General features: G+C 58.1%; 16 protein-coding genes, 6 tRNA genes and 3 rRNA genes. 6 read left to right on the forward strand and 19 right to left on the reverse strand.

Annotated elements, in window-relative coordinates; all coding sequences use genetic code 11:
- Nucleotides 1-160: 160 nt before the first annotated feature.
- The 17 genes from rplA to tyrS form a co-directional block, all read right to left on the reverse strand.
- Nucleotides 161-856 (reverse strand): 50S ribosomal protein L1, encoded by a 696-nt coding sequence (gene rplA / locus HU752_RS29440; protein ID WP_186683178.1) that lies wholly within the window; start codon nt 854-856, stop codon nt 161-163.
- The gene (rplK, locus tag HU752_RS29445; protein ID WP_186683180.1) at nt 856-1,287 is read right to left on the reverse strand and encodes a 50S ribosomal protein L11; all 432 of its coding nucleotides are present in this window, start codon (nt 1,285-1,287) and stop codon (nt 856-858) included. Before rplK ends, rplA begins: the two co-directional genes overlap by 1 nt.
- Before the next feature lie 115 nt (nt 1,288-1,402).
- Nucleotides 1,403-1,936 carry a transcription termination/antitermination protein NusG gene (gene nusG / locus HU752_RS29450; RefSeq protein ID WP_186683182.1) on the reverse strand — a complete coding sequence of 178 codons (534 nt, stop codon included), beginning with the start codon at nt 1,934-1,936 and terminating at the stop codon, nt 1,403-1,405.
- Nucleotides 1,937-1,945: 9 nt separating this feature from the next.
- Entirely contained in the window at nt 1,946-2,314 is a 369-nt protein-coding gene (gene secE, locus HU752_RS29455) for a preprotein translocase subunit SecE (RefSeq protein ID WP_186683184.1), read from the reverse strand.
- A gap of 45 nt (nt 2,315-2,359) precedes the next feature.
- Nucleotides 2,360-2,435: transfer RNA gene (locus HU752_RS29460), tRNA-Trp, on the reverse strand.
- A 104-nt stretch (nt 2,436-2,539) separates the two neighbouring features.
- Nucleotides 2,540-2,615, reverse strand: a tRNA-Thr gene (locus HU752_RS29465).
- Nucleotides 2,616-2,642: 27 nt separating this feature from the next.
- Nucleotides 2,643-2,716, reverse strand: a tRNA-Gly gene (locus HU752_RS29470).
- A gap of 26 nt (nt 2,717-2,742) precedes the next feature.
- Nucleotides 2,743-2,827: transfer RNA gene (locus tag HU752_RS29475), tRNA-Tyr, on the reverse strand.
- Between the two features lie 142 nt (nt 2,828-2,969).
- Complete coding sequence (locus HU752_RS29480) at nt 2,970-3,416, reverse strand: hypothetical protein (RefSeq protein WP_186683186.1); 447 nt, start codon at nt 3,414-3,416, stop codon at nt 2,970-2,972.
- A gap of 7 nt (nt 3,417-3,423) precedes the next feature.
- Nucleotides 3,424-4,173 carry a pantothenate kinase gene (locus tag HU752_RS29485; protein ID WP_186683187.1) on the reverse strand — a complete coding sequence of 250 codons (750 nt, stop codon included), beginning with the start codon at nt 4,171-4,173 and terminating at the stop codon, nt 3,424-3,426.
- Nucleotides 4,163-5,122 carry a bifunctional biotin--[acetyl-CoA-carboxylase] ligase/biotin operon repressor BirA gene (gene birA / locus HU752_RS29490; RefSeq protein ID WP_186683189.1) on the reverse strand — a complete coding sequence of 320 codons (960 nt, stop codon included), beginning with the start codon at nt 5,120-5,122 and terminating at the stop codon, nt 4,163-4,165. The genes HU752_RS29485 and birA overlap by 11 nt, the downstream gene beginning before the upstream one ends.
- A gap of 436 nt (nt 5,123-5,558) precedes the next feature.
- Nucleotides 5,559-5,674 (reverse strand): 5S ribosomal RNA (gene rrf / locus HU752_RS29495).
- 148 nt (nt 5,675-5,822) lie between these two features.
- Nucleotides 5,823-8,713 (reverse strand): 23S ribosomal RNA (locus HU752_RS29500).
- A 249-nt stretch (nt 8,714-8,962) separates the two neighbouring features.
- A tRNA-Ala gene (locus HU752_RS29505) sits at nt 8,963-9,038 on the reverse strand.
- Between the two features lie 28 nt (nt 9,039-9,066).
- Nucleotides 9,067-9,143 (reverse strand) — tRNA-Ile (locus tag HU752_RS29510).
- Between the two features lie 65 nt (nt 9,144-9,208).
- Nucleotides 9,209-10,745, reverse strand: a 16S ribosomal RNA gene (locus tag HU752_RS29515).
- The 16S, 23S and 5S rRNA genes sit together here with 2 tRNA genes alongside, the layout of an rRNA operon.
- 708 nt (nt 10,746-11,453) lie before the next feature.
- Entirely contained in the window at nt 11,454-12,653 is a 1,200-nt protein-coding gene (tyrS, locus tag HU752_RS29520; protein WP_186685290.1) for a tyrosine--tRNA ligase, read from the reverse strand.
- Nucleotides 12,654-12,863: 210 nt separating this feature from the next.
- Here tyrS and HU752_RS29525 point away from each other — a divergent pair, with 210 nt between their 5' ends.
- Both HU752_RS29525 and HU752_RS29530 read left to right on the forward strand, forming a co-directional pair.
- Entirely contained in the window at nt 12,864-14,282 is a 1,419-nt protein-coding gene (locus HU752_RS29525) for a peptidoglycan DD-metalloendopeptidase family protein (protein ID WP_186685292.1), read from the forward strand.
- A 3-nt stretch (nt 14,283-14,285) separates the two neighbouring features.
- Nucleotides 14,286-15,377 (forward strand): anhydro-N-acetylmuramic acid kinase, encoded by a 1,092-nt coding sequence (locus tag HU752_RS29530; RefSeq protein WP_186685294.1) that lies wholly within the window; start codon nt 14,286-14,288, stop codon nt 15,375-15,377.
- Between the two features lie 61 nt (nt 15,378-15,438).
- On the opposite strand, the gene erpA is transcribed toward HU752_RS29530, so the two are convergent.
- Nucleotides 15,439-15,789 (reverse strand): iron-sulfur cluster insertion protein ErpA, encoded by a 351-nt coding sequence (gene erpA, locus HU752_RS29535; RefSeq protein ID WP_017902852.1) that lies wholly within the window; start codon nt 15,787-15,789, stop codon nt 15,439-15,441.
- Nucleotides 15,790-15,958: 169 nt separating this feature from the next.
- Nucleotides 15,959-16,993 carry an N-acetyl-gamma-glutamyl-phosphate reductase gene (argC, locus tag HU752_RS29540; protein ID WP_186685296.1) on the reverse strand — a complete coding sequence of 345 codons (1,035 nt, stop codon included), beginning with the start codon at nt 16,991-16,993 and terminating at the stop codon, nt 15,959-15,961.
- A 134-nt stretch (nt 16,994-17,127) separates the two neighbouring features.
- Here argC and hemJ point away from each other — a divergent pair, with 134 nt between their 5' ends.
- From hemJ to HU752_RS29560, 4 genes are all read left to right on the forward strand, one after another.
- The gene (gene hemJ / locus HU752_RS29545) at nt 17,128-17,559 is read left to right on the forward strand and encodes a protoporphyrinogen oxidase HemJ (protein ID WP_186685298.1); all 432 of its coding nucleotides are present in this window, start codon (nt 17,128-17,130) and stop codon (nt 17,557-17,559) included.
- Nucleotides 17,560-17,591: 32 nt separating this feature from the next.
- Nucleotides 17,592-18,560, forward strand: a complete 969-nt coding sequence (locus tag HU752_RS29550; protein WP_186685300.1) for an NAD(P)H-dependent flavin oxidoreductase — start codon at nt 17,592-17,594, stop codon at nt 18,558-18,560.
- Between the two features lie 77 nt (nt 18,561-18,637).
- Nucleotides 18,638-19,516 carry a DUF805 domain-containing protein gene (locus HU752_RS29555; protein ID WP_186685302.1) on the forward strand — a complete coding sequence of 293 codons (879 nt, stop codon included), beginning with the start codon at nt 18,638-18,640 and terminating at the stop codon, nt 19,514-19,516.
- Nucleotides 19,517-19,641: 125 nt separating this feature from the next.
- The gene (locus tag HU752_RS29560) at nt 19,642-20,430 is read left to right on the forward strand and encodes an SDR family NAD(P)-dependent oxidoreductase (protein ID WP_186685304.1); all 789 of its coding nucleotides are present in this window, start codon (nt 19,642-19,644) and stop codon (nt 20,428-20,430) included.
- The last annotated feature ends 20 nt before the right edge of the window (nt 20,431-20,450 follow it).

Below are 20,450 nucleotides of genomic sequence, written 5' to 3' on the forward strand. Positions count from 1 at the left end.
AGCCTGATGTCGTTTTGGTGTCTGATTCGGTAAGGAACCGGGAGCACCATCTGCGTAGGCTTGAGGTTTAAGACTTGCGCCGCCTACGGTCTTGGATAGCCCCCGCCAGGCAGGGACCCCAATCTTTCAATGGGTGCAATCGCTTGCACCCACACATGTCTTACGCGTCCAGCGAGCTCTGGTCGATGACCAGACCTGGGCCCATGGTGGTGCTCAGGGTAACGCGCTTGACGTAGATACCTTTCGCGGAAGCTGGCTTGATACGCTTCAGGTCAGCGATCAGGGCTTCAACGTTTTCCTTCAGCTTGACGGCGTCGAAACCGATCTTGCCAACGGAAGTGTGAATGATACCGTTCTTGTCGGTGCGGTAGCGAACCTGACCAGCCTTGGCGTTCTTGACGGCAGTAGCAACGTCAGGAGTCACGGTACCGACTTTCGGGTTAGGCATCAGGCCACGTGGACCCAGAACCTGACCCAGTTGACCTACAACGCGCATTGCATCCGGGGAGGCGATGACTACGTCGTAGTTCAGGTCGCCGGCTTTCATTTCGGCAGCCAGGTCGTCCATGCCAACACGGTCGGCGCCAGCAGCCAGGGCAGCTTCAGCAGCTGGACCCTGGGTGAACACGGCAACGCGAACGGTTTTGCCAGTGCCGTGAGGCAGCACGGTAGCGCTACGTACGACCTGGTCGGATTTACGTGGGTCAACGCCCAGGTTTACAGCAACGTCAAAGGACTCGCTGAACTTGACAGTCGACAGCTCGGTCAGCAGAGCAGCAGCGTCTACAAAGCTGTAGGACTTGCCTGCTTCGATTTTGCCGGCAATAGCCTTTTGGCGCTTGGTCAGCTTAGCCATTACACACCCTCCACGTTAAGGCCCATGCTACGAGCAGAACCGGCGATGGTACGCACGGCTGCATCCAGGTCAGCTGCAGTCAGATCAGCGTTTTTGACTTTCGCGATCTCTTCCAGCTGAGCACGGGTAACGGTGCCAACCTTAACGGTGTTCGGACGAGCGGAACCGCTGGTCAGGCCGGCGGCCTTTTTCAGCAGAACCGAAGCCGGGGTGGACTTGGTTTCGAAAGTGAAGCTGCGGTCACTGTAGACAGTGATGATCACTGGAGTCGGCAGACCAGCTTCCTGACCCTGGGTACGGGCGTTGAAAGCCTTGCAGAATTCCATGATATTCACACCGTGTTGACCCAGTGCTGGACCAACGGGTGGGCTTGGGTTGGCCTGGCCGGCCTTAACTTGCAGCTTGATGTAAGCCTGAATCTTCTTAGCCATGAGCTACTCCAAAATCGGGTACGAACGCCAGATGGCTCCCCGGATGACTTGCGTTTTATCCCAGTGACGACAAAACCCCACAGCCTTGGACTGCGGGGTTGGGATGCTTGCCCAGCTAGACCTTCTCGACCTGGCTGAACTCCAGCTCTACCGGAGTAGAGCGACCGAAAATGAGCACTGCGACCTGAATCCGGCTCTTTTCGTAGTTGACCTCTTCGACCGAGCCGTTGAAGTCTGCGAACGGACCGTCGATAACGCGGACCACTTCGCCCGGCTCGAACAGCGTCTTCGGCTTAGGCTTGTCGCTACCATCAGCGACGCGACGCAGAATGGCGTCAGCCTCTTTATCGGTGATTGGCGCAGGCTTGTCGGCAGTACCGCCAATGAAGCCCATCACCCGAGGAGTATCCTTGACCAAGTGCCAAGTACCCTCGTTCATTTCCATCTGTACCAGCACGTAGCCAGGGAAGAACTTGCGCTCGCTCTTGCGCTTCTGGCCATTACGCATTTCCACTACTTCTTCAGTAGGGACCAGAATTTCGCCGAAGCCATCTTCCATGCCTGCCAGCTTTACTCGCTCGATCAACGAGCGCATGACATGCTTCTCGTAACCGGAGTAAGCATGCACAACGTACCAACGCTTAGCCACGGGTCACCCTTAGCCAACAATCAAGGAAACAATCCAGCCGAGCAGGGAGTCGAGACCCCACAGCAACAGCGCCATAACCAGGACCACAGCCACGACAATCAGAGTGGTCTGGGTGGTTTCTTGGCGAGTCGGCCATACGACTTTACGGATCTCGGTGCGGGCTTCCTTGACCAGTACGAAGAACGACTTGCCTTTCGCGGTCTGCAGGCCGACATAGGCAGCCACAGCAGCGATGACAAGCAGAGCAAGCACACGGTACAGGACCGGCGAACCAGCGTAGTACTGGTTACCAACAACCCCAACAACCACCAGCGCGACTACAACGAGCCACTTGAGAAGATCTAAGCGAGAGCCTTGGGCTTCAGTGTTGGTGGTCATCTACGAGGATCCTGTGAGAAGAAAGCCAGACACATCGAGTGAATCTGGCAGGTCAGGAGGGAATCGAACCCCCAACCTACGGTTTTGGAGACCGTCGCTCTGCCAATTGAGCTACTGACCTAAAACTTGAATCAGGCCGACCATTATGCCGACCAGACAGAGACATTGCAACAACTACAACCACTTAAAACAAAGGCGGATATTTGCATATCCGCCTTGTCTGTATGGAGCTCTTGAGCGGATTTGAACCGCTGACCTCACCCTTACCAAGGGTGTGCTCTACCAACTGAGCTACAAGAGCGAAACACCTTGCAAAACCAGCAAAACTTGGAGCGGGTAGCGGGAATCGAACCCGCATCATCAGCTTGGAAGGCTGAGGTTCTACCACTAAACTATACCCGCGGAGCCTGCTGCTTCCGCCTAAATTATGGTGGAGGGAGAAGGATTCGAACCTTCGAAGTCTGAGACGTCAGATTTACAGTCTGATCCCTTTGGCCGCTCGGGAACCCCTCCAATGTGAGGCGCATTCTACATCATGCTGAACCTCTGTCAAGCAATTTCTCATTTAAAATTATGAGGTTAGTTGCATTGACGCTGCTTCGTGGCTAATCCCTCAAGAGGTCTTCGCTGCGGAGCGGGCGCCATTCTATGCAAACTATTCGACACCTGCAATACCCTCGCACAACATTATTTTATGTTTTAACTCATTGAATTCCTTAGCAAGATTCTGCAGCTGCGCATCGTCCAGCAAACGCCGGCTCTCGGGGGCGACACGAACCCAGTAGCCAGGGGCATCAGGAACGTTCACACGCTGCACGCGCGCCTTGATATCCATGCCCTGCAGGCGCTGCTGAATCGACTGCGCCACCTCCTGGCGTGGCACGCCGCCCAGGTAAAGACACTCCGATTCACTTTCCTGGTCCTTCGCAGCCGTCTTGCGGGCACCGGCGCTGTCCGATTCGCTCAGCAGCTGGATATCCTGGTGGGCACTGCGATAGAGCGACAAGGGAGCCACCTCCTTCGCCTTCAGGGGCGCCTCCTGCTGGTGCCAGACGTAATAGACACCATTGAGCACCAGCAACAGCAGAAACAACCAACGCATAGAAACCTCAACTCAACGGGCAGGCTATCGCCAGGCCGACAAATACCAGGTCTGGCGCCCAGCAGGCGTCAGGCACCATCTCACTGACCAGCGGCGCATCGCCTCCGGTGAGAAATACTTTGAAATCACTCCCCCAGTATTCCCGGGCCTGCTGCAGCTGGGTCAGGATGAAACCACGCAGCATCAGCAAACAGCCACGCTCCACCGCCTCGACGGTTTCCCGCCCTGGAGCCAGGCTGGCCAACGCCCGCTCAGCCGCCACGTCGTCGTAGCGGATCCGTCGAGTATGGGTACGCAACTGGTTACGCATCAACTGCATCCCCGGACAAATGAAGCCGCCCAGATGCTGGCCGTCCAGCGCAATGAAGTCAGCCGTGACAGCAGTCCCCAGATCCAGCACCAGGCATGGACCGCCCGCGAGGTGGAAAGCCCCCAGCATGGCCAGCCAGCGATCGAGCCCCAGGCGCTCATGCTCCCGGTAGCCATTACGCACACCCGCCATCTCTTCGGCAGGACGCGCGCATATGACCTCGATGGCAAAGGCATCGGAAATCGCCGCCACGAGACGCTGGGTTTCCTCTTCGGTGCGCACGCTGACCAGGCGACACCAGGCCAGAGTCAAACCTGGCTCTTCACGCAGGCGCTGCAGCAACGCCAGGTCAGCGTCCACGACACCTCCAACCAGCACATCCTGGCAACTCGTGCGAATGACCCGCCACTTGATGAAGCTGTTACCGCAATCGAGCTCAAGAATCATCGCGCAACCTCAGGCTGAGCTCGCCACCACTGAACACCTTCTCGACGCCGTCGACCGACAGGCGCAGCGCCCCCTGCTGGTCGATCCCCAGCACTGTGCCATTGATGCTATTGACGCCGGCAACCAGGGACACTTCCCGCCCCTGCCAGAGATGATTCTGCTCCCACTCCGCCTGTATGGCGGCGAAGCCCGCCTCGCGATGCAACCGCAGGTACTCCTGGAGCTTTTTGCTCAGGGAAGAGATCAACTGGTTACGATCGACCGGGCGCCCTATTTCCGAGCGCACCGAAGTCCATGGCTGATCAATCTGCTCGGCTGCCTGCATGTTGGCGTTGACGCCGATGCCCAGCACCACATGACAGACATCCGCGGGATCACCGACCAACTCCAGCAAAATGCCGGCGATCTTCTTGCGCCCTATCAGGACGTCGTTCGGCCACTTCAAGCCGACCCCCGGCAGGCCCTGTTCACGAAGCGCATGCAGGACCGCGAGGCCGACCACAAGACTCAGCCCCTCAAGCTGACGCATACCACCGTCGATCCTGAGCAGCAGGCTGTAGTAGATGTTTTCCGCGAAGGGGCTGACCCATTGACGTCCGCGGCGGCCACGGCCGGACGTCTGCCGCTCGGCGACGACGATAAAGGGGGCAGATGCACCCCGCTCGACCAGGCGCAGCGCTTCGGCATTGGTTGAATCAATGGAATCGTAGGCATGCACTGGCCAGGCGGGGGAAGGCCCGGCAGCGACGATTTTCTGCGCATCGAGCAAAACAAGAGGAGAGGCCAGCTGGTAGCCGCGACCACGAACCTTGTGGATCGACAGCCCGAGCTCCACTTCCAGCTGCTGAAGTTGCTTCCACACCGCGCTGCGACTCACGCCCAACGCAGCGCCGAGCGCCTCCCCGGAGTGAAACCGGCCATCTTTCAGGAGTTCTAACAGAGTCAGCATGCAGTTCTCGCCTCACAATGAGGCACGCATGATAGCCATGAGCCGGTTCATTGCATAGAAAACATGCCCCCCCTGTGACGCGGAGCGTCGGTGGATGCATTCCCACGCGGAGCGTGGGAACGATCGGTGGCCAGCGGGCTGGAGCTTTTGAGGCGTCTGCGGCATCGATCGCCAGCAAGCCGGCGCCTGCAGGTACAGGAACGAATCATCGTCGCCCCTTCCCCATGATCCCCGATCCCTGGTCTCTGATCCCCGATCCTGACCCCTGCCCCCCTGATCGTTGATCCCCGATCCCTGACCCTGATCCTTGACCCCTGCCCCCCGATCGTTCCCACGCTCTGCGTGGGAATGCATCCCAGGACGCTCCGCGTCCGCTTCCAAACGCCAGAAAAGACAAAACCCCAACTGCTTTCGCAATTGGGGTTTCGGAATTTAATCTTGACGATGACCTACTCTCACATGGGGAAACCCCACACTACCATCGGCGATGCATCGTTTCACTTCTGAGTTCGGGATGGGATCAGGTGGTTCCAATGCTCTATGGTCGTCAAGAAATTCTGTAGCCGGCTCGTTGTTTGGGCAACGCTCCAGCGAATCGGGTATGTGACAGTCTTCGGTGCTTTGTGCGTGGCAAACTTTCGGTTCACTTCGTCTTCATACACCGCAATCTGCTTCGTTTCGCAAATTGCTTGGGTGTTATATGGTCAAGCCTCACGGGCAATTAGTATGGGTTAGCTCAACGCCTCACAGCGCTTACACACCCCACCTATCAACGTCGTAGTCTTCGACGGCCCTTCAGGGAACTCAAGGTTCCAGTGAGATCTCATCTTGAGGCAAGTTTCCCGCTTAGATGCTTTCAGCGGTTATCTTTTCCGAACATAGCTACCCGGCAATGCCACTGGCGTGACAACCGGAACACCAGAGGTTCGTCCACTCCGGTCCTCTCGTACTAGGAGCAGCCCCTCTCAAATCTCAAACGTCCACGGCAGATAGGGACCGAACTGTCTCACGACGTTCTAAACCCAGCTCGCGTACCACTTTAAATGGCGAACAGCCATACCCTTGGGACCGGCTTCAGCCCCAGGATGTGATGAGCCGACATCGAGGTGCCAAACACCGCCGTCGATATGAACTCTTGGGCGGTATCAGCCTGTTATCCCCGGAGTACCTTTTATCCGTTGAGCGATGGCCCTTCCATACAGAACCACCGGATCACTAAGACCTACTTTCGTACCTGCTCGACGTGTCTGTCTCGCAGTCAAGCGCGCTTTTGCCTTTATACTCTGCGACCGATTTCCGACCGGTCTGAGCGCACCTTCGTACTCCTCCGTTACTCTTTAGGAGGAGACCGCCCCAGTCAAACTACCCACCATACACTGTCCTCGATCCGGATAACGGACCTGAGTTAGAACCTCAAAGTTGCCAGGGTGGTATTTCAAGAATGGCTCCACGCAAACTGGCGTTCACGCTTCAAAGCCTCCCACCTATCCTACACAAGCAAATTCAAAGTCCAGTGCAAAGCTATAGTAAAGGTTCACGGGGTCTTTCCGTCTAGCCGCGGATACACTGCATCTTCACAGCGATTTCAATTTCACTGAGTCTCGGGTGGAGACAGCGCCGCCATCGTTACGCCATTCGTGCAGGTCGGAACTTACCCGACAAGGAATTTCGCTACCTTAGGACCGTTATAGTTACGGCCGCCGTTTACCGGGGCTTCGATCAAGAGCTTCGCTTTCGCTAACCCCATCAATTAACCTTCCGGCACCGGGCAGGCGTCACACCCTATACGTCCACTTTCGTGTTTGCAGAGTGCTGTGTTTTTAATAAACAGTCGCAGCGGCCTGGTATCTTCGACCGGCATGGGCTTACGGAGCAAGTCCTTCACCCTCACCGGCGCACCTTCTCCCGAAGTTACGGTGCCATTTTGCCTAGTTCCTTCACCCGAGTTCTCTCAAGCGCCTTGGTATTCTCTACCTAACCACCTGTGTCGGTTTGGGGTACGGTTCCTGGTTATCTGAAGCTTAGAAGCTTTTCTTGGAAGCATGGCATCAACCACTTCGCGTCCTAAAGGACACTCGTCATCAGCTCTCGGCCTTAAGATCCCGGATTTACCTAAGATCTCAGCCTACCACCTTAAACTTGGACAACCAACGCCAAGCTGGCCTAGCCTTCTCCGTCCCTCCATCGCAATAACCAGAAGTACAGGAATATTAACCTGTTTTCCATCGACTACGCTTTTCAGCCTCGCCTTAGGGACCGACTAACCCTGCGTCGATTAACGTTGCGCAGGAAACCTTGGTCTTTCGGCGTGGGTGTTTTTCACACCCATTGTCGTTACTCATGTCAGCATTCGCACTTCTGATACCTCCAGCAAGCTTCTCAACTCACCTTCACAGGCTTACAGAACGCTCCTCTACCGCATCACTTACGTGATACCCGTAGCTTCGGTGCATGGTTTGAGCCCCGTTACATCTTCCGCGCAGGCCGACTCGACTAGTGAGCTATTACGCTTTCTTTAAAGGGTGGCTGCTTCTAAGCCAACCTCCTAGCTGTCTAAGCCTTCCCACATCGTTTCCCACTTAACCATGACTTTGGGACCTTAGCTGACGGTCTGGGTTGTTTCCCTTTTCACGACGGACGTTAGCACCCGCCGTGTGTCTCCCACGCTCGGCACTTCCAGGTATTCGGAGTTTGCATCGGTTTGGTAAGTCGGGATGACCCCCTAGCCGAAACAGTGCTCTACCCCCTGGAGTGATACGTGAGGCGCTACCTAAATAGCTTTCGAGGAGAACCAGCTATCTCCGAGCTTGATTAGCCTTTCACTCCGATCCACAGGTCATCCGCTAACTTTTCAACGGTAGTCGGTTCGGTCCTCCAGTCAGTGTTACCTAACCTTCAACCTGCCCATGGATAGATCGCCCGGTTTCGGGTCTATACCCAGCGACTAAGCGCCCTATTAAGACTCGCTTTCGCTACGCCTCCCCTATTCGGTTAAGCTCGCCACTGAATATAAGTCGCTGACCCATTATACAAAAGGTACGCAGTCACAGAACAAAGTCTGCTCCCACTGCTTGTACGCATACGGTTTCAGGATCTATTTCACTCCCCTCTCCGGGGTTCTTTTCGCCTTTCCCTCACGGTACTAGTTCACTATCGGTCAGTCAGTAGTATTTAGCCTTGGAGGATGGTCCCCCCATATTCAGACAAGGTTTCTCGTGCCCCGTCCTACTCGATTTCATGACTAAGAGACTTTCGCGTACAGGGCTATCACCCACTATGGCCGCACTTTCCAGAGCGTTCCGCTAATCTCAAAGCCACTTAAGGGCTGGTCCCCGTTCGCTCGCCACTACTAAGGGAATCTCGGTTGATTTCTTTTCCTCAGGGTACTTAGATGTTTCAGTTCCCCTGGTTCGCCTCTTGCACCTATGTATTCAGTGCAAGATAACCAGCTTATGCTGGTTGGGTTCCCCCATTCAGAGATCTCCGGATCAAAGTCTGTTTGCCGACTCCCCGAAGCTTATCGCAGGCTACCACGTCTTTCATCGCCTCTGACTGCCAAGGCATCCACCGTATGCGCTTCTTCACTTGACCATATAACCCCAAGCAATCTGGTTATACTATGAAGACGACATTCGCCGAAAATTTGCCGCTCAATTAAGAGTACTCACAAATTTTACCTTAGCCTGATCCACTACCAGTGAAAGTAGTGTTCAGTCTTCTTTCTATCACATACCCAAATTTTTAAAGAACGATTCTGATAAAGTTCAGAAATCAATATTCGTCATCGAATATTCATTTCTAAGCTCTACGATCTGGCCAACTGCATGGTGGAGCTGAATATGGTGGAGCCAAGCGGGATCGAACCGCTGACCTCCTGCGTGCAAGGCAGGCGCTCTCCCAGCTGAGCTATGGCCCCGTATCGACTACAGGGTGCACCAGGTAATTGGTGGGTCTGGGCAGATTCGAACTGCCGACCTCACCCTTATCAGGGGTGCGCTCTAACCAACTGAGCTACAGACCCAATCGTCTTCTTCAATGAATCAAGCAATTCGTGTGGGAACTTATGGTGCAGCTGATGTCGTCGATTAAGGAGGTGATCCAGCCGCAGGTTCCCCTACGGCTACCTTGTTACGACTTCACCCCAGTCATGAATCACACCGTGGTAACCGTCCTCCCGAAGGTTAGACTAGCTACTTCTGGTGCAACCCACTCCCATGGTGTGACGGGCGGTGTGTACAAGGCCCGGGAACGTATTCACCGCGACATTCTGATTCGCGATTACTAGCGATTCCGACTTCACGCAGTCGAGTTGCAGACTGCGATCCGGACTACGATCGGTTTTGTGGGATTAGCTCCACCTCGCGGCTTGGCAACCCTCTGTACCGACCATTGTAGCACGTGTGTAGCCCAGGCCGTAAGGGCCATGATGACTTGACGTCATCCCCACCTTCCTCCGGTTTGTCACCGGCAGTCTCCTTAGAGTGCCCACCATAACGTGCTGGTAACTAAGGACAAGGGTTGCGCTCGTTACGGGACTTAACCCAACATCTCACGACACGAGCTGACGACAGCCATGCAGCACCTGTGTCAGAGTTCCCGAAGGCACCAATCCATCTCTGGAAAGTTCTCTGCATGTCAAGGCCTGGTAAGGTTCTTCGCGTTGCTTCGAATTAAACCACATGCTCCACCGCTTGTGCGGGCCCCCGTCAATTCATTTGAGTTTTAACCTTGCGGCCGTACTCCCCAGGCGGTCAACTTAATGCGTTAGCTGCGCCACTAAAGTCTCAAGGACCCCAACGGCTAGTTGACATCGTTTACGGCGTGGACTACCAGGGTATCTAATCCTGTTTGCTCCCCACGCTTTCGCACCTCAGTGTCAGTATCAGTCCAGGTGGTCGCCTTCGCCACTGGTGTTCCTTCCTATATCTACGCATTTCACCGCTACACAGGAAATTCCACCACCCTCTACCATACTCTAGCTCGCCAGTTTTGGATGCAGTTCCCAGGTTGAGCCCGGGGATTTCACATCCAACTTAACGAACCACCTACGCGCGCTTTACGCCCAGTAATTCCGATTAACGCTTGCACCCTCTGTATTACCGCGGCTGCTGGCACAGAGTTAGCCGGTGCTTATTCTGTCGGTAACGTCAAAATTGCACGGTATTAACGTACAACCCTTCCTCCCAACTTAAAGTGCTTTACAATCCGAAGACCTTCTTCACACACGCGGCATGGCTGGATCAGGCTTTCGCCCATTGTCCAATATTCCCCACTGCTGCCTCCCGTAGGAGTCTGGACCGTGTCTCAGTTCCAGTGTGACTGATCATCCTCTCAGACCAGTTACGGATCGTCGCCTAGGTGAGCCATTACCTCACCTACTAGCTAATCCGACCTAGGCTCATCTGATAGCGCAAGGCCCGAAGGTCCCCTGCTTTCTCCCGTAGGACGTATGCGGTATTAGCGTTCCTTTCGAAACGTTGTCCCCCACTACCAGGCAGATTCCTAGGCATTACTCACCCGTCCGCCGCTGAATCGAAGAGCAAGCTCCTCTCATCCGCTCGACTTGCATGTGTTAGGCCTGCCGCCAGCGTTCAATCTGAGCCATGATCAAACTCTTCAGTTCAATACTGCTTGGGTTTTGAGAAAACCCTAAACTTGGCTCAGCATACTCAAATGACTCATTTGATTTCTCGCATGGCCACTTGCGCTGCTGATAATCTAGTGACTATTCAGTCTTACACCACAAGCACCCACACGAATTGCTTGATTCAGTTGTTAAAGATCGTTTGGCGAGCTGTTCGCTCAACCGAGGCGCGCATTCTACAGCAGCCTCATTTGCTGTCAAGTGATTTTTTTCAGAAGCTTTCAGAATTTCTTCTTCAACTTCAACCACTTGCGCTTCCGATCTCTCGTTAGCGGGAGGCGAATTCTACAGCGTTACACGCTGCTGTCAACACCTCTTTTACAGCCATTTCCGTGTTTCGATGATTTGAAACTGCGCTGCCTGAAACCTGATAACTCATTGAATCTCAAGGAGTTTTCCGTTCAGTCCGCGCCGGAAGTGGGGCGCATTATAGGCCCCTGAGAAACAGCGTCAACCGTTATTTTCAGATTTCTGTCATAAAGGTCAAAAGATGAACTCGGACCTTGTAGAAGCCGGCTTGCTGGCGATGGCGGCCTCTCTATAGCCAGAGACCTAACTGGATGGCCGCCTGCGATGGATCGCCAGCAAGCCGGTTCCCACAAAAGCAAAATCAACATCAAGAGCAAAAGCCAACAAGCAGAAAGCCGGCCCAGAGGCCGGCTTTCTTATCTGACTCTGAAGCAGCAGTTATTCAGCTTTCAGAGTGATCCGGGCAAATGCCTTCTTGCCCGCCTGGCAAACATGGGTAGCACCCAGCTTGAAGATAAAGGCGCGATCGACCACCTCGCCATCCACCCGCACACCACCGGAACCCAGCAGGTCACGAGCGATCGCCGAGTTCTTGACCAGACCCGCCTTGTTGAGGATCGCCGCGATCGGCATGTCTTCAGCCGCAGCCAGCTCGATTTCCGGCAGATCTTCCGGCAGCTCGCCATCCTTCATGCGGTTACCTGCACCGCGATGGGCATTGGCAGCGGCCTCTTCACCATGGAAGCGAGCGACGATCTCTTCAGCCAGCAGGATCTTGATGTCACGCGGGTTGGCCCCCGCCTCGACATCCTTGCGCAGCTGGTTGATCTCATCCATCGAGCGGAAGCTCAGCAGCTCGAAGTAGCGCCACATCAGCGCATCCGGAATCGATACCAACTTGCCGTACATCACGCCCGGCGCCTCCTGGATACCGACATAGTTACCCAGGGACTTGGACATCTTCTTCACGCCATCCAGACCTTCGAGCAACGGCATGGTGAGGATGCACTGCGCTTCCTGCCCATAGGAGCGCTGCAACTCACGCCCCATCAACAGATTGAACTTCTGGTCGGTACCACCCAGCTCGACATCGGCACGCAAGGCCACCGAGTCATAACCCTGCACCAGCGGATAGAGGAACTCATGGATCGCGATCGGCTGCTTGGAGCTGTAGCGCTTGTCGAAGTCGTCACGCTCGAGCATCCGGGCCACGGTGTACTGCGAAGTAAGGCGAATGAAATCCGCCGGCCCCATCTCGTCCATCCAGGTGGAGTTGAACGCCACCTCGGTCTTGGCCGGATCGAGAATCTTGAACACCTGGGATTTATAGGTCTCGGCGTTATCGAGCACCTGCTCACGCGTCAGCGGGGGACGCGTTGCGCTCTTGCCACTCGGGTCACCGATCATGCCGGTGAAGTCGCCGATCAGGAAAATGACCTGGTGCCCCAGATCCTGGAACTGGCGCAGCTTATTGATCAGCACCGTATGACCCAGGTGCAGGTCCGGCGCCGTCGGATCGAAGCCAGCCTTGATACGCAGCGGCTGGCCGCGCTTGAGCTTCTCGACCAGTTCCGACTCGACCAACAACTCTTCCGCACCACGCTTGATCAGCGCTAGCTGCTCTTCAACCGACTTCATAACCAACCTGCAAGGCTCAGATTCAAAGGGAACCAACCATACAAGATCGCCGCCCAAATACAAGTTTTGCCCGGCGTACGGCCAAGCTCGGGCCTGCCGACACATGACAGACTTGCTTCAGGGATGTTTTGGTTATATTTTATACAGTTATTTCATCTTCATCATGTCATTCATCTTTTCCAATTCATCTTTTTCAAAGTCAAATCACTCATGAGCACAGAACCGCCTAAAGCGCCGCCGCTTTATCCGAAGACCCACTTGCTGGCCGCAAGCGGGATCGCCGCCCTTCTCAGCCTGGCACTGCTGGTCTTTCCATCCAGCGATGTCGAAGCCAAAAAGACGACCCTGAGCCTTGAACTGGAAAGTACCGCCACTCAACTGACACAAGACAAAGACGCTGTAGAACTCGACCAAGCCACAAATGAAGGCAATGAATCGCCTTTCGCCCAGATCGAAGACAGCAGCGATGACAGCAAGAACACCGCCAAGAGCGAGCCTGCTCCTGCTGTCGAAGAGAAGAAGGCCCCCGGCCACCGCGAAGTGACCGTGGCCCGTGGCGACACGCTTTCCACCCTGTTCGAAAAAGTCGGCCTGCCAGCCGGCGCCGTGCACGAAGTCCTGGCCAGCGACAAGCAGGCCAAGCAGTTTTCCCAGCTCAAGCACGGCCAGAAGCTGGAGTTCGAACTGAGCCCCGACGGCCAGCTGAACAACCTGCACAGCAAGGTCAGCGACCTGGAAACCATCACCCTGACCAAGGGCCCGAAAGGCTTCACCTTCAACCGCGTGGTCGCCAAGCCCACCGTACAATCAGCCTACGTGCACGGCGTGATCAACAGCTCCCTGTCGCTCTCCGCCCAACGTGCCGGCATGCCCCACAGCCTGACCCGCGAGATGGCCAGTGTATTCGGCTACGACATCGACTTCGCCCAGGACATTCGCCCAGGCGATGAATTCGAGGTGATCTACGAACAGAAGGTGGTCAACGGCAAGACCGTCGGCACCGGCAACATCCTGTCCGCGCGCTTCACCAACCGCGGCAAGACCTATACCGCCGTGCGCTACACCAACAAGCAGGGCACCAGCAGCTACTACACCGCCGACGGCAATAGCATGCGCAAGGCGTTCATCCGTACTCCGGTGGACTTCGCCCGCATCAGCTCGCGCTTCTCCATGGGCCGCAAGCACCCGATCCTGAACAAGATCCGCGCCCACAAGGGCGTCGACTACGCCGCCCCACGCGGCACGCCAATCAAGGCTGCGGGTGATGGCAAGGTGATCCTGGCCGGTCGCCGCGGCGGTTACGGCAACACCGTGATCATCCAGCACGGCAACGCCTATCGTACCCTCTATGGGCACATGCAAGGCTTCGCCAAGGGCGTGCAGACCGGCAGCAACGTCAAGCAGGGCCAGGTGATCGGCTACATCGGCACCACCGGCCTGTCGACCGGCCCGCACCTGCACTACGAGTTCCAGGTCAATGGCGTTCACGTCGACCCGCTGAGCCAGAAGCTGCCGATGGCCGACCCGATCGCCAAGTCCGAGCGTGCGCGCTTCCTGCAACAGAGCCAGCCACTGATGGCGCGCATGGACCAGGAAAAAGCCACCAAGCTCGCCTCGGCCAAGCGCTAGATCATGGCGCTCTACATCGGCGTGATGTCCGGCACCAGCCTCGACGGGCTGGATATCGCGCTGATCGAGCTGGGCAGCGGCATCCAGTTGCTGTCCACGCACTACATCCCCATGCCTGACGCACTACGCGCCGAACTGCTCGGCCTGTGCGCCAGCGGCCCGGACGAAATCGCCCGGGCGGCACTGGCCGAACACAACTGGGCGACCCTCGCCGCCCAGGGTGTCAACGCCCTCCTCGCGCGCCAGTCACTGGCCCCCGAATCGATCCGTGCCATCGGCAGCCATGGCCAGACCATCCGCCACGAACCTGCCCGCGGCTTCACCGTGCAGATCGGCAACCCCGCGCTGTTGGCCGAACTGACCGGAATCAGCGTCGTCAGCGATTTCCGACGCCGCGATGTAGCCGCCGGCGGCCAAGGGGCGCCACTGGTCCCGGCCTTTCACGAGGCCCTGTTCGAGAAACGCAGCGGCAATGGCGCGGTACTGAATATCGGCGGGTTCAGCAACCTGAGCCTGATTGAACCCGGCAGGCCGGTCTCGGGCTTCGACTGCGGCCCCGGTAATGTCTTGCTGGACGCCTGGATTCACGATCAACGCGGCGAAAGCTACGACCGCAACGGCCAATGGGCCGCGAGCGGCCAGGTCGAGCCACAGTTGCTGCAGGCGCTGCTGGGTGATCCGTTCTTCCAGACCACCGGTCCGAAGAGCACCGGGCGAGAGGTCTTCAACCTGAACTGGCTCAAGCAGCACCTGGGACGCCTGCCCGCGTACGCTGCCGAGAACGTGCAAGCCACGCTGCTGGAGCTCACTGCGCGCACCATTGTCGAGTCGCTGACTCATGCCCAGGCCGCTACCGAGGAGTTGCTGGTCTGTGGTGGCGGCGCCCATAACGCGACATTGATGACGCGCCTGGGCCAGTTGCTGCCCGGCACCCGGGTAGCCAGCACCGCAAGCCACGGCGTAGACCCCGACTGGGTGGAGGCCATGGCTTTCGCCTGGCTGGCCCACTGCTGCCTTGAGGGCATCCCGACCAACCGCCCCAGTGTAACCGGCGCGCGTGGGCTGCGGATCCTGGGCGCGATCTACCCCGCCTGAATCCTGCAAAGCAAAACGCCGCGAAGATTCGCGGCGTTCGGGTCAAGCGCTTGGCAATCCGTCAGATCGAGAACGACGAACCGCAACCACAGGTGGTGGTGGCATTCGGGTTCTTGATCACGAACCGCGAACCTTCCAGACCTTCCTGATAATCCACTTCCGCACCGGCCAGGTACTGGAAGCTCATCGGGTCGACCACCAGGCTGACGCCCTCGCGCTCGACGATGGTGTCGTCCTCGGCCACATCCTCATCGAAGGTGAAGCCGTACTGAAACCCTGAACAACCGCCGCCCGTAACGAATACGCGCAGCTTCAAGCGATCATTACCCTCTTCATCGACCAGGCTCTTCACCTTGTGCGCCGCACCTTGGGTGAATAGCAAAGCCGTGGGGGTGAAGGATTCGACGCTCATGCTGACAATCTCCCGGCGTTACGCCGCCATAATGCGTGATGGCCTGCATTATCCGCTTCTCCTAGAAAAGCGGTCAACTATTGTTAGGGTATATCAATAAACCCGCCACGCCGCGCACCATGGAAAAAGGCCCGCATGGCGGGCCTTTCCGGTGAAGCGTGAACCGCGCTTAAGGCAGCATGCCGGCGTGGGACAGGCCCAGGCGCTCATCCAGGCCGAACAGGATGTTCAGGTTCTGTACCGCCTGGCCCGAAGCGCCCTTGACCAGGTTGTCGATCACCGACAGCACCACCACCAGGTCGCCGTCCTGTGGACGGTGCACGGCGATCCGGCAGACGTTCGCGCCACGCACGCTGCGGGTCTCCGGGTGGCTGCCAGCTGGCATCACGTCAACGAAAGGCTCGTTGGCATAACGCTTCTCGAACAACGCCTGCAGATCGACGGAACGGTCCGCCACGGTCGCGTAGAGCGTGGAGTGAATGCCGCGGATCATCGGCGTCAGGTGCGGAACGAAGGTCAGGCCAACCTCCTTGCCAGCGGCGCGACGCAGGCCCTGGCGGATTTCCGGCAGGTGACGATGTCCCTTGACCGCGTAGGCCTTGAGGCTTTCCGAGGTTTCGGAATACAGAGAACCGACACTGGCACCACGACCGGCACCGCTGACACCGGACTTGCAGTCGGCAATCAGCCGCGAAGCGTCGGCCAGGCCGGCTTCAAGCAGTGGCAGGAAACCGAGCTGGGTGGCGGTAGGGTAGCAACCCGGCACGGCAATCAGACGCGCCTGGCGAATTTTCTCGCGGTTCACTTCCGGCAGACCGTAGACCGCCTCGTCCAACAGCGCTGGCGCACCGTGCGGCTGACCGTACCACTTGGCCCATTCATCGGCGTCCTGCAGGCGGAAGTCAGCGGACAGGTCGATGACCTTGGTCCCGGCGGACAGCAGCTCACCGGCCAGGGCATGGGCAACGCCGTGCGGCGTGGCGAAGAAGACGACATCGCAGGCGCCCAGGGTCTTGACGTCCGGCACACTGAACTTGAGGCCATCGTAATGACCGCGCAGGTTCGGATACATGTCGGCCACGGCCACCCCGGCCTCGGATCGGGAAGTGATGACCACCACCTCTGCCTGCGGATGCTGTGCCAACAGACGCAGCAATTCGACACCGGTGTAACCCGTGCCGCCGACGATACCGACCTTGACCATGACCTGCCCCTCAACGAACCCACTGGAAAGCCCACGATAATAGGGCGCGCGCGGGCCTGCGACAACCGCCAAGGTGACGTGCGCAGGCTCAAGACTCTACTATTTGCTCCACCGTGAACCTGGGAATCATAAAAATGCTCTATCTGTGGCTCAAAGCCTTGCACATCGTCAGTGTCGTCTGCTGGTTCGCCGGCCTGTTCTACTTGCCGCGCCTGTTCGTCTACCACGCCCAGAGCGAGGACAGCATCAGCCAGGAACGCTTCAGCGTCATGGAGCGCAAGCTGTATCGCGGCATCATGGGACCGGCGATGATCGCTACGCTGATCTTCGGCGGCGCGCTGATCAGTCTCAACCCCGGCGCCTACTTCGGCCAGGGCGGCTGGATGCACGCCAAGCTGACCCTGGTCGTGCTGCTCATCGGCTATCACCACATGTGCGGCGCCCAGGTGAAGCGTTTTGCCCGTGGCGAGAACACCCGCAGTCATGTCTTTTATCGCTGGTTCAATGAAGTACCGGTTGTGATATTGCTGGCTATCGTAATTCTGGTCGTGGTCAGACCGTTCTAAGCCAATAAGCCGTCATTCCCGGAGTACCGCCCATGTCGCTGCCCGTCCTGCTCGAACAACGCCTGCGCCTGCCTGTCGTGGCCGCGCCGATGTTCCTGATTTCCAACCCGCAACTGGTCCTGGCCTGCTGCCGCAATGGCGTAGTGGGTAGCTTTCCCGCCCTCAACCAGCGCGAAAGCAGCGGTTTCAAGGCCTGGCTGGAGGAAATCGAAAGCGGCCTGGCGGAGCTGAACAATCCGGCGCCCTATGCCGTCAACCTGATCGTGCACAACAGCAACCCGCGGCTGCAGGCCGACCTGCAGATCTGCATCGAGCACCAGGTGCCGATCGTCATCACCAGCCTGGGTGCGGTCAAGGAAGTGGTGGATGCGGTGCACAGCTATGGTGGCCTGGTATTCCATGACGTGACCACCCGCCGCCATGCCGAGAAAGCCGCCGAGGCCGGTGTCGATGGACTGATTGCCGTCGCCGCCGGTGCCGGCGGGCATGCCGGCACCTGGAGCCCATTCGCCCTGATTGCCGAGATCCGCCAGTTCTTCGACAAGACCCTGCTGCTGTCCGGTTGCCTGAACCATGGCCACGAGATCCTCGCGGCGCAACTGCTGGGGGCTGACCTGGCCTATCTCGGCACTCGCTTCATCGGTACCACCGAGAGCCACGCTCCCGACGCCTACAAGCAGATGCTGTTGGATTCCCATGCCGCCGACATCGTGCACACCGCCGCCGTTTCGGGCGTGCCGGCCAGCTTCATGCGCCAGAGCCTGGAAAATGCCGGCTTCGATCTCGCCGCCCTGCAGGGCAAGGGTGAAGTCGACTTCGGCAGCAAGCTCAAGCCACTCAATGACGAAGCCAAGGCCTGGAAGACCGTCTGGTCCGCCGGCCAGGGTGTCGGCGGAATCGATGACCTGCCAGGCATCGACCAACTGATCGCGCGGCTCGACGATGAGTACCGCAAGGCCCAGAACCGGGCCGCACAGCTGTCGAGCCACTGGCCACGCTAGCGAAACCCTGTGGCCTGCAAGCTGCTTGCAGGCCTACACTACGCGCCATTCCATCAGTGCCGCGACAGGGACGCCCAATGAGTAACACCCGTTTCAAAATCGTATTCGACGGCACGTTGCTGCCCGGGGTGGAACAGACCACCGCCCAGTTCAACCTCGCCGAGCTGTTCAAGAGCGATGTCGCATCCGTCGAGAAGCTCTTCAGTGGCCGACCGGTTGCGCTCAAGCGCGATCTTTCAGCCACCGAGGCACAGAGTTATCTCGAGGCCCTGCGCAACACCGGGATCGACGCGCGCATCGTCGAGGAAGCACCGAACATCGAGCTGAGCCTGGCGGATGTCAACGAGCTGCCCGCCAGCGTGCCACCACCGACCCTCGGCGAGTCGGCTGCGCCCCATACCCCGCCGCCCGCTATCAGTGAACCGCGCCCGCCGTATACGCCACCGGCGGCCAGCACTGAGCCGCATTCACCTTATGCGCCACCGGCCGCCAATGTCGCAGATACCTTGCCCACCTTCGGGCCGCTGAAGGTGTTCACCCTCAATGGCCGGATCGGTCGACTGCGCTACCTGGCCTGGAGCATGACCGCAGCGCTGGCGACATTCTCCCTCCTGGCGATACTGATCGGCATCCTGAAAGGCGCAACGTTCTTCACAGGTCTTGTGGTGATCGTCGCCGTGGCTTTCTACATCCTCCTGACTATCCAGATAGCCGTGCAACGCCTGCACGATATCGGCTGGTCCGGTTGGACCTGGCTGCTCATGCTGGTGCCGTTCATCGGCTATGTATTTCCCTTCATCCTGATGTTCTATCCGGGCAATGCCTCGGCCAACCGCTACGGTGCACCGCCCCCGCCAAACAGCACTGCGGTCAAGATCCTGTCGATCGGGGCAACGCTTTTCGTCTTCCTGATCGGCATGGCAATCGGCATGGGCGCGTCCCATGTCAGCCCCTAGGGCACCACTCAAGTCGAGAGCAGCGCCAAGTAACCGTGGCCCCTGTAGACTATCGGCAAAATAAACAGCGCTGACCTTGCGACCTCCCTGTCCCAAGGCTCGGCGCCGTTGCCATGGAGAACTGCATGACCCGTTACGCCCTGATCACCGGCGCTTCCAGCGGTATCGGCCTGGCCCTGGCCGAAGCCCTGGCGCGCCGCGGTCGCAACCTGATCCTGGTTGCCCGCCAACGTGATCGGCTGGAAAGCATTGCCATCGAATTGACCCAGCGCTTCGGCGTCGAGGTGCTGTTCCGTGCCTGCGACCTGAGCGAGCCGCTGCGCCTGTCCGGCTTCCTGCTGGAACTGGAGGAAGGCACGCACCAGATCGATCTGCTGGTCAATTGCGCCGGCATGGGCACCAGCGGCCCATTCCTGGCCCAGGACTGGGGGACCGAGCAGGACCTGATCGAGGTGAACATTCTCGCCCTCACCCGCCTGTGCCATTCCATCGGTAACCTGATGGCGGTCCAGGGTGGCGGCCAGATCCTCAACGTCGCCTCGATCGCCGCCTTCCACCCGGCGCCATGGATGAGCAGCTACTACGCCAGCAAGGCCTATGTGCTGCATTTCAGCGAAGGCTTGCGTGAGGAACTGAAGAAAACCGGAATCAAGGTTTCGGTGCTCTGCCCTGGCCTGACCCGCACCGCCTTCTTCGATACCGCCCAATTGCAGGCCGACAAGCTCAAGCGCAGCAAAATGATGATGAGTCCCGAGGAAGTCGCGCTGTACACCGTGCGCGCACTGGACAGGAATCGCGCGATCATCATCCCGGGCTGGCGCAATCGCTGGCTCAGCCGCCTGCCGCGCCTGGGCAGCCGCTGGATGGTGCGCAAGCTGGCCGGCCTGATTACCCGGGCATATTGCCCACGCTGACACTTGAACTCGCGGGCCAC

This window comes from Pseudomonas vanderleydeniana, from assembly GCF_014268755.2.
GTDB lineage: Bacteria > Pseudomonadota > Gammaproteobacteria > Pseudomonadales > Pseudomonadaceae > Aquipseudomonas > Aquipseudomonas vanderleydeniana.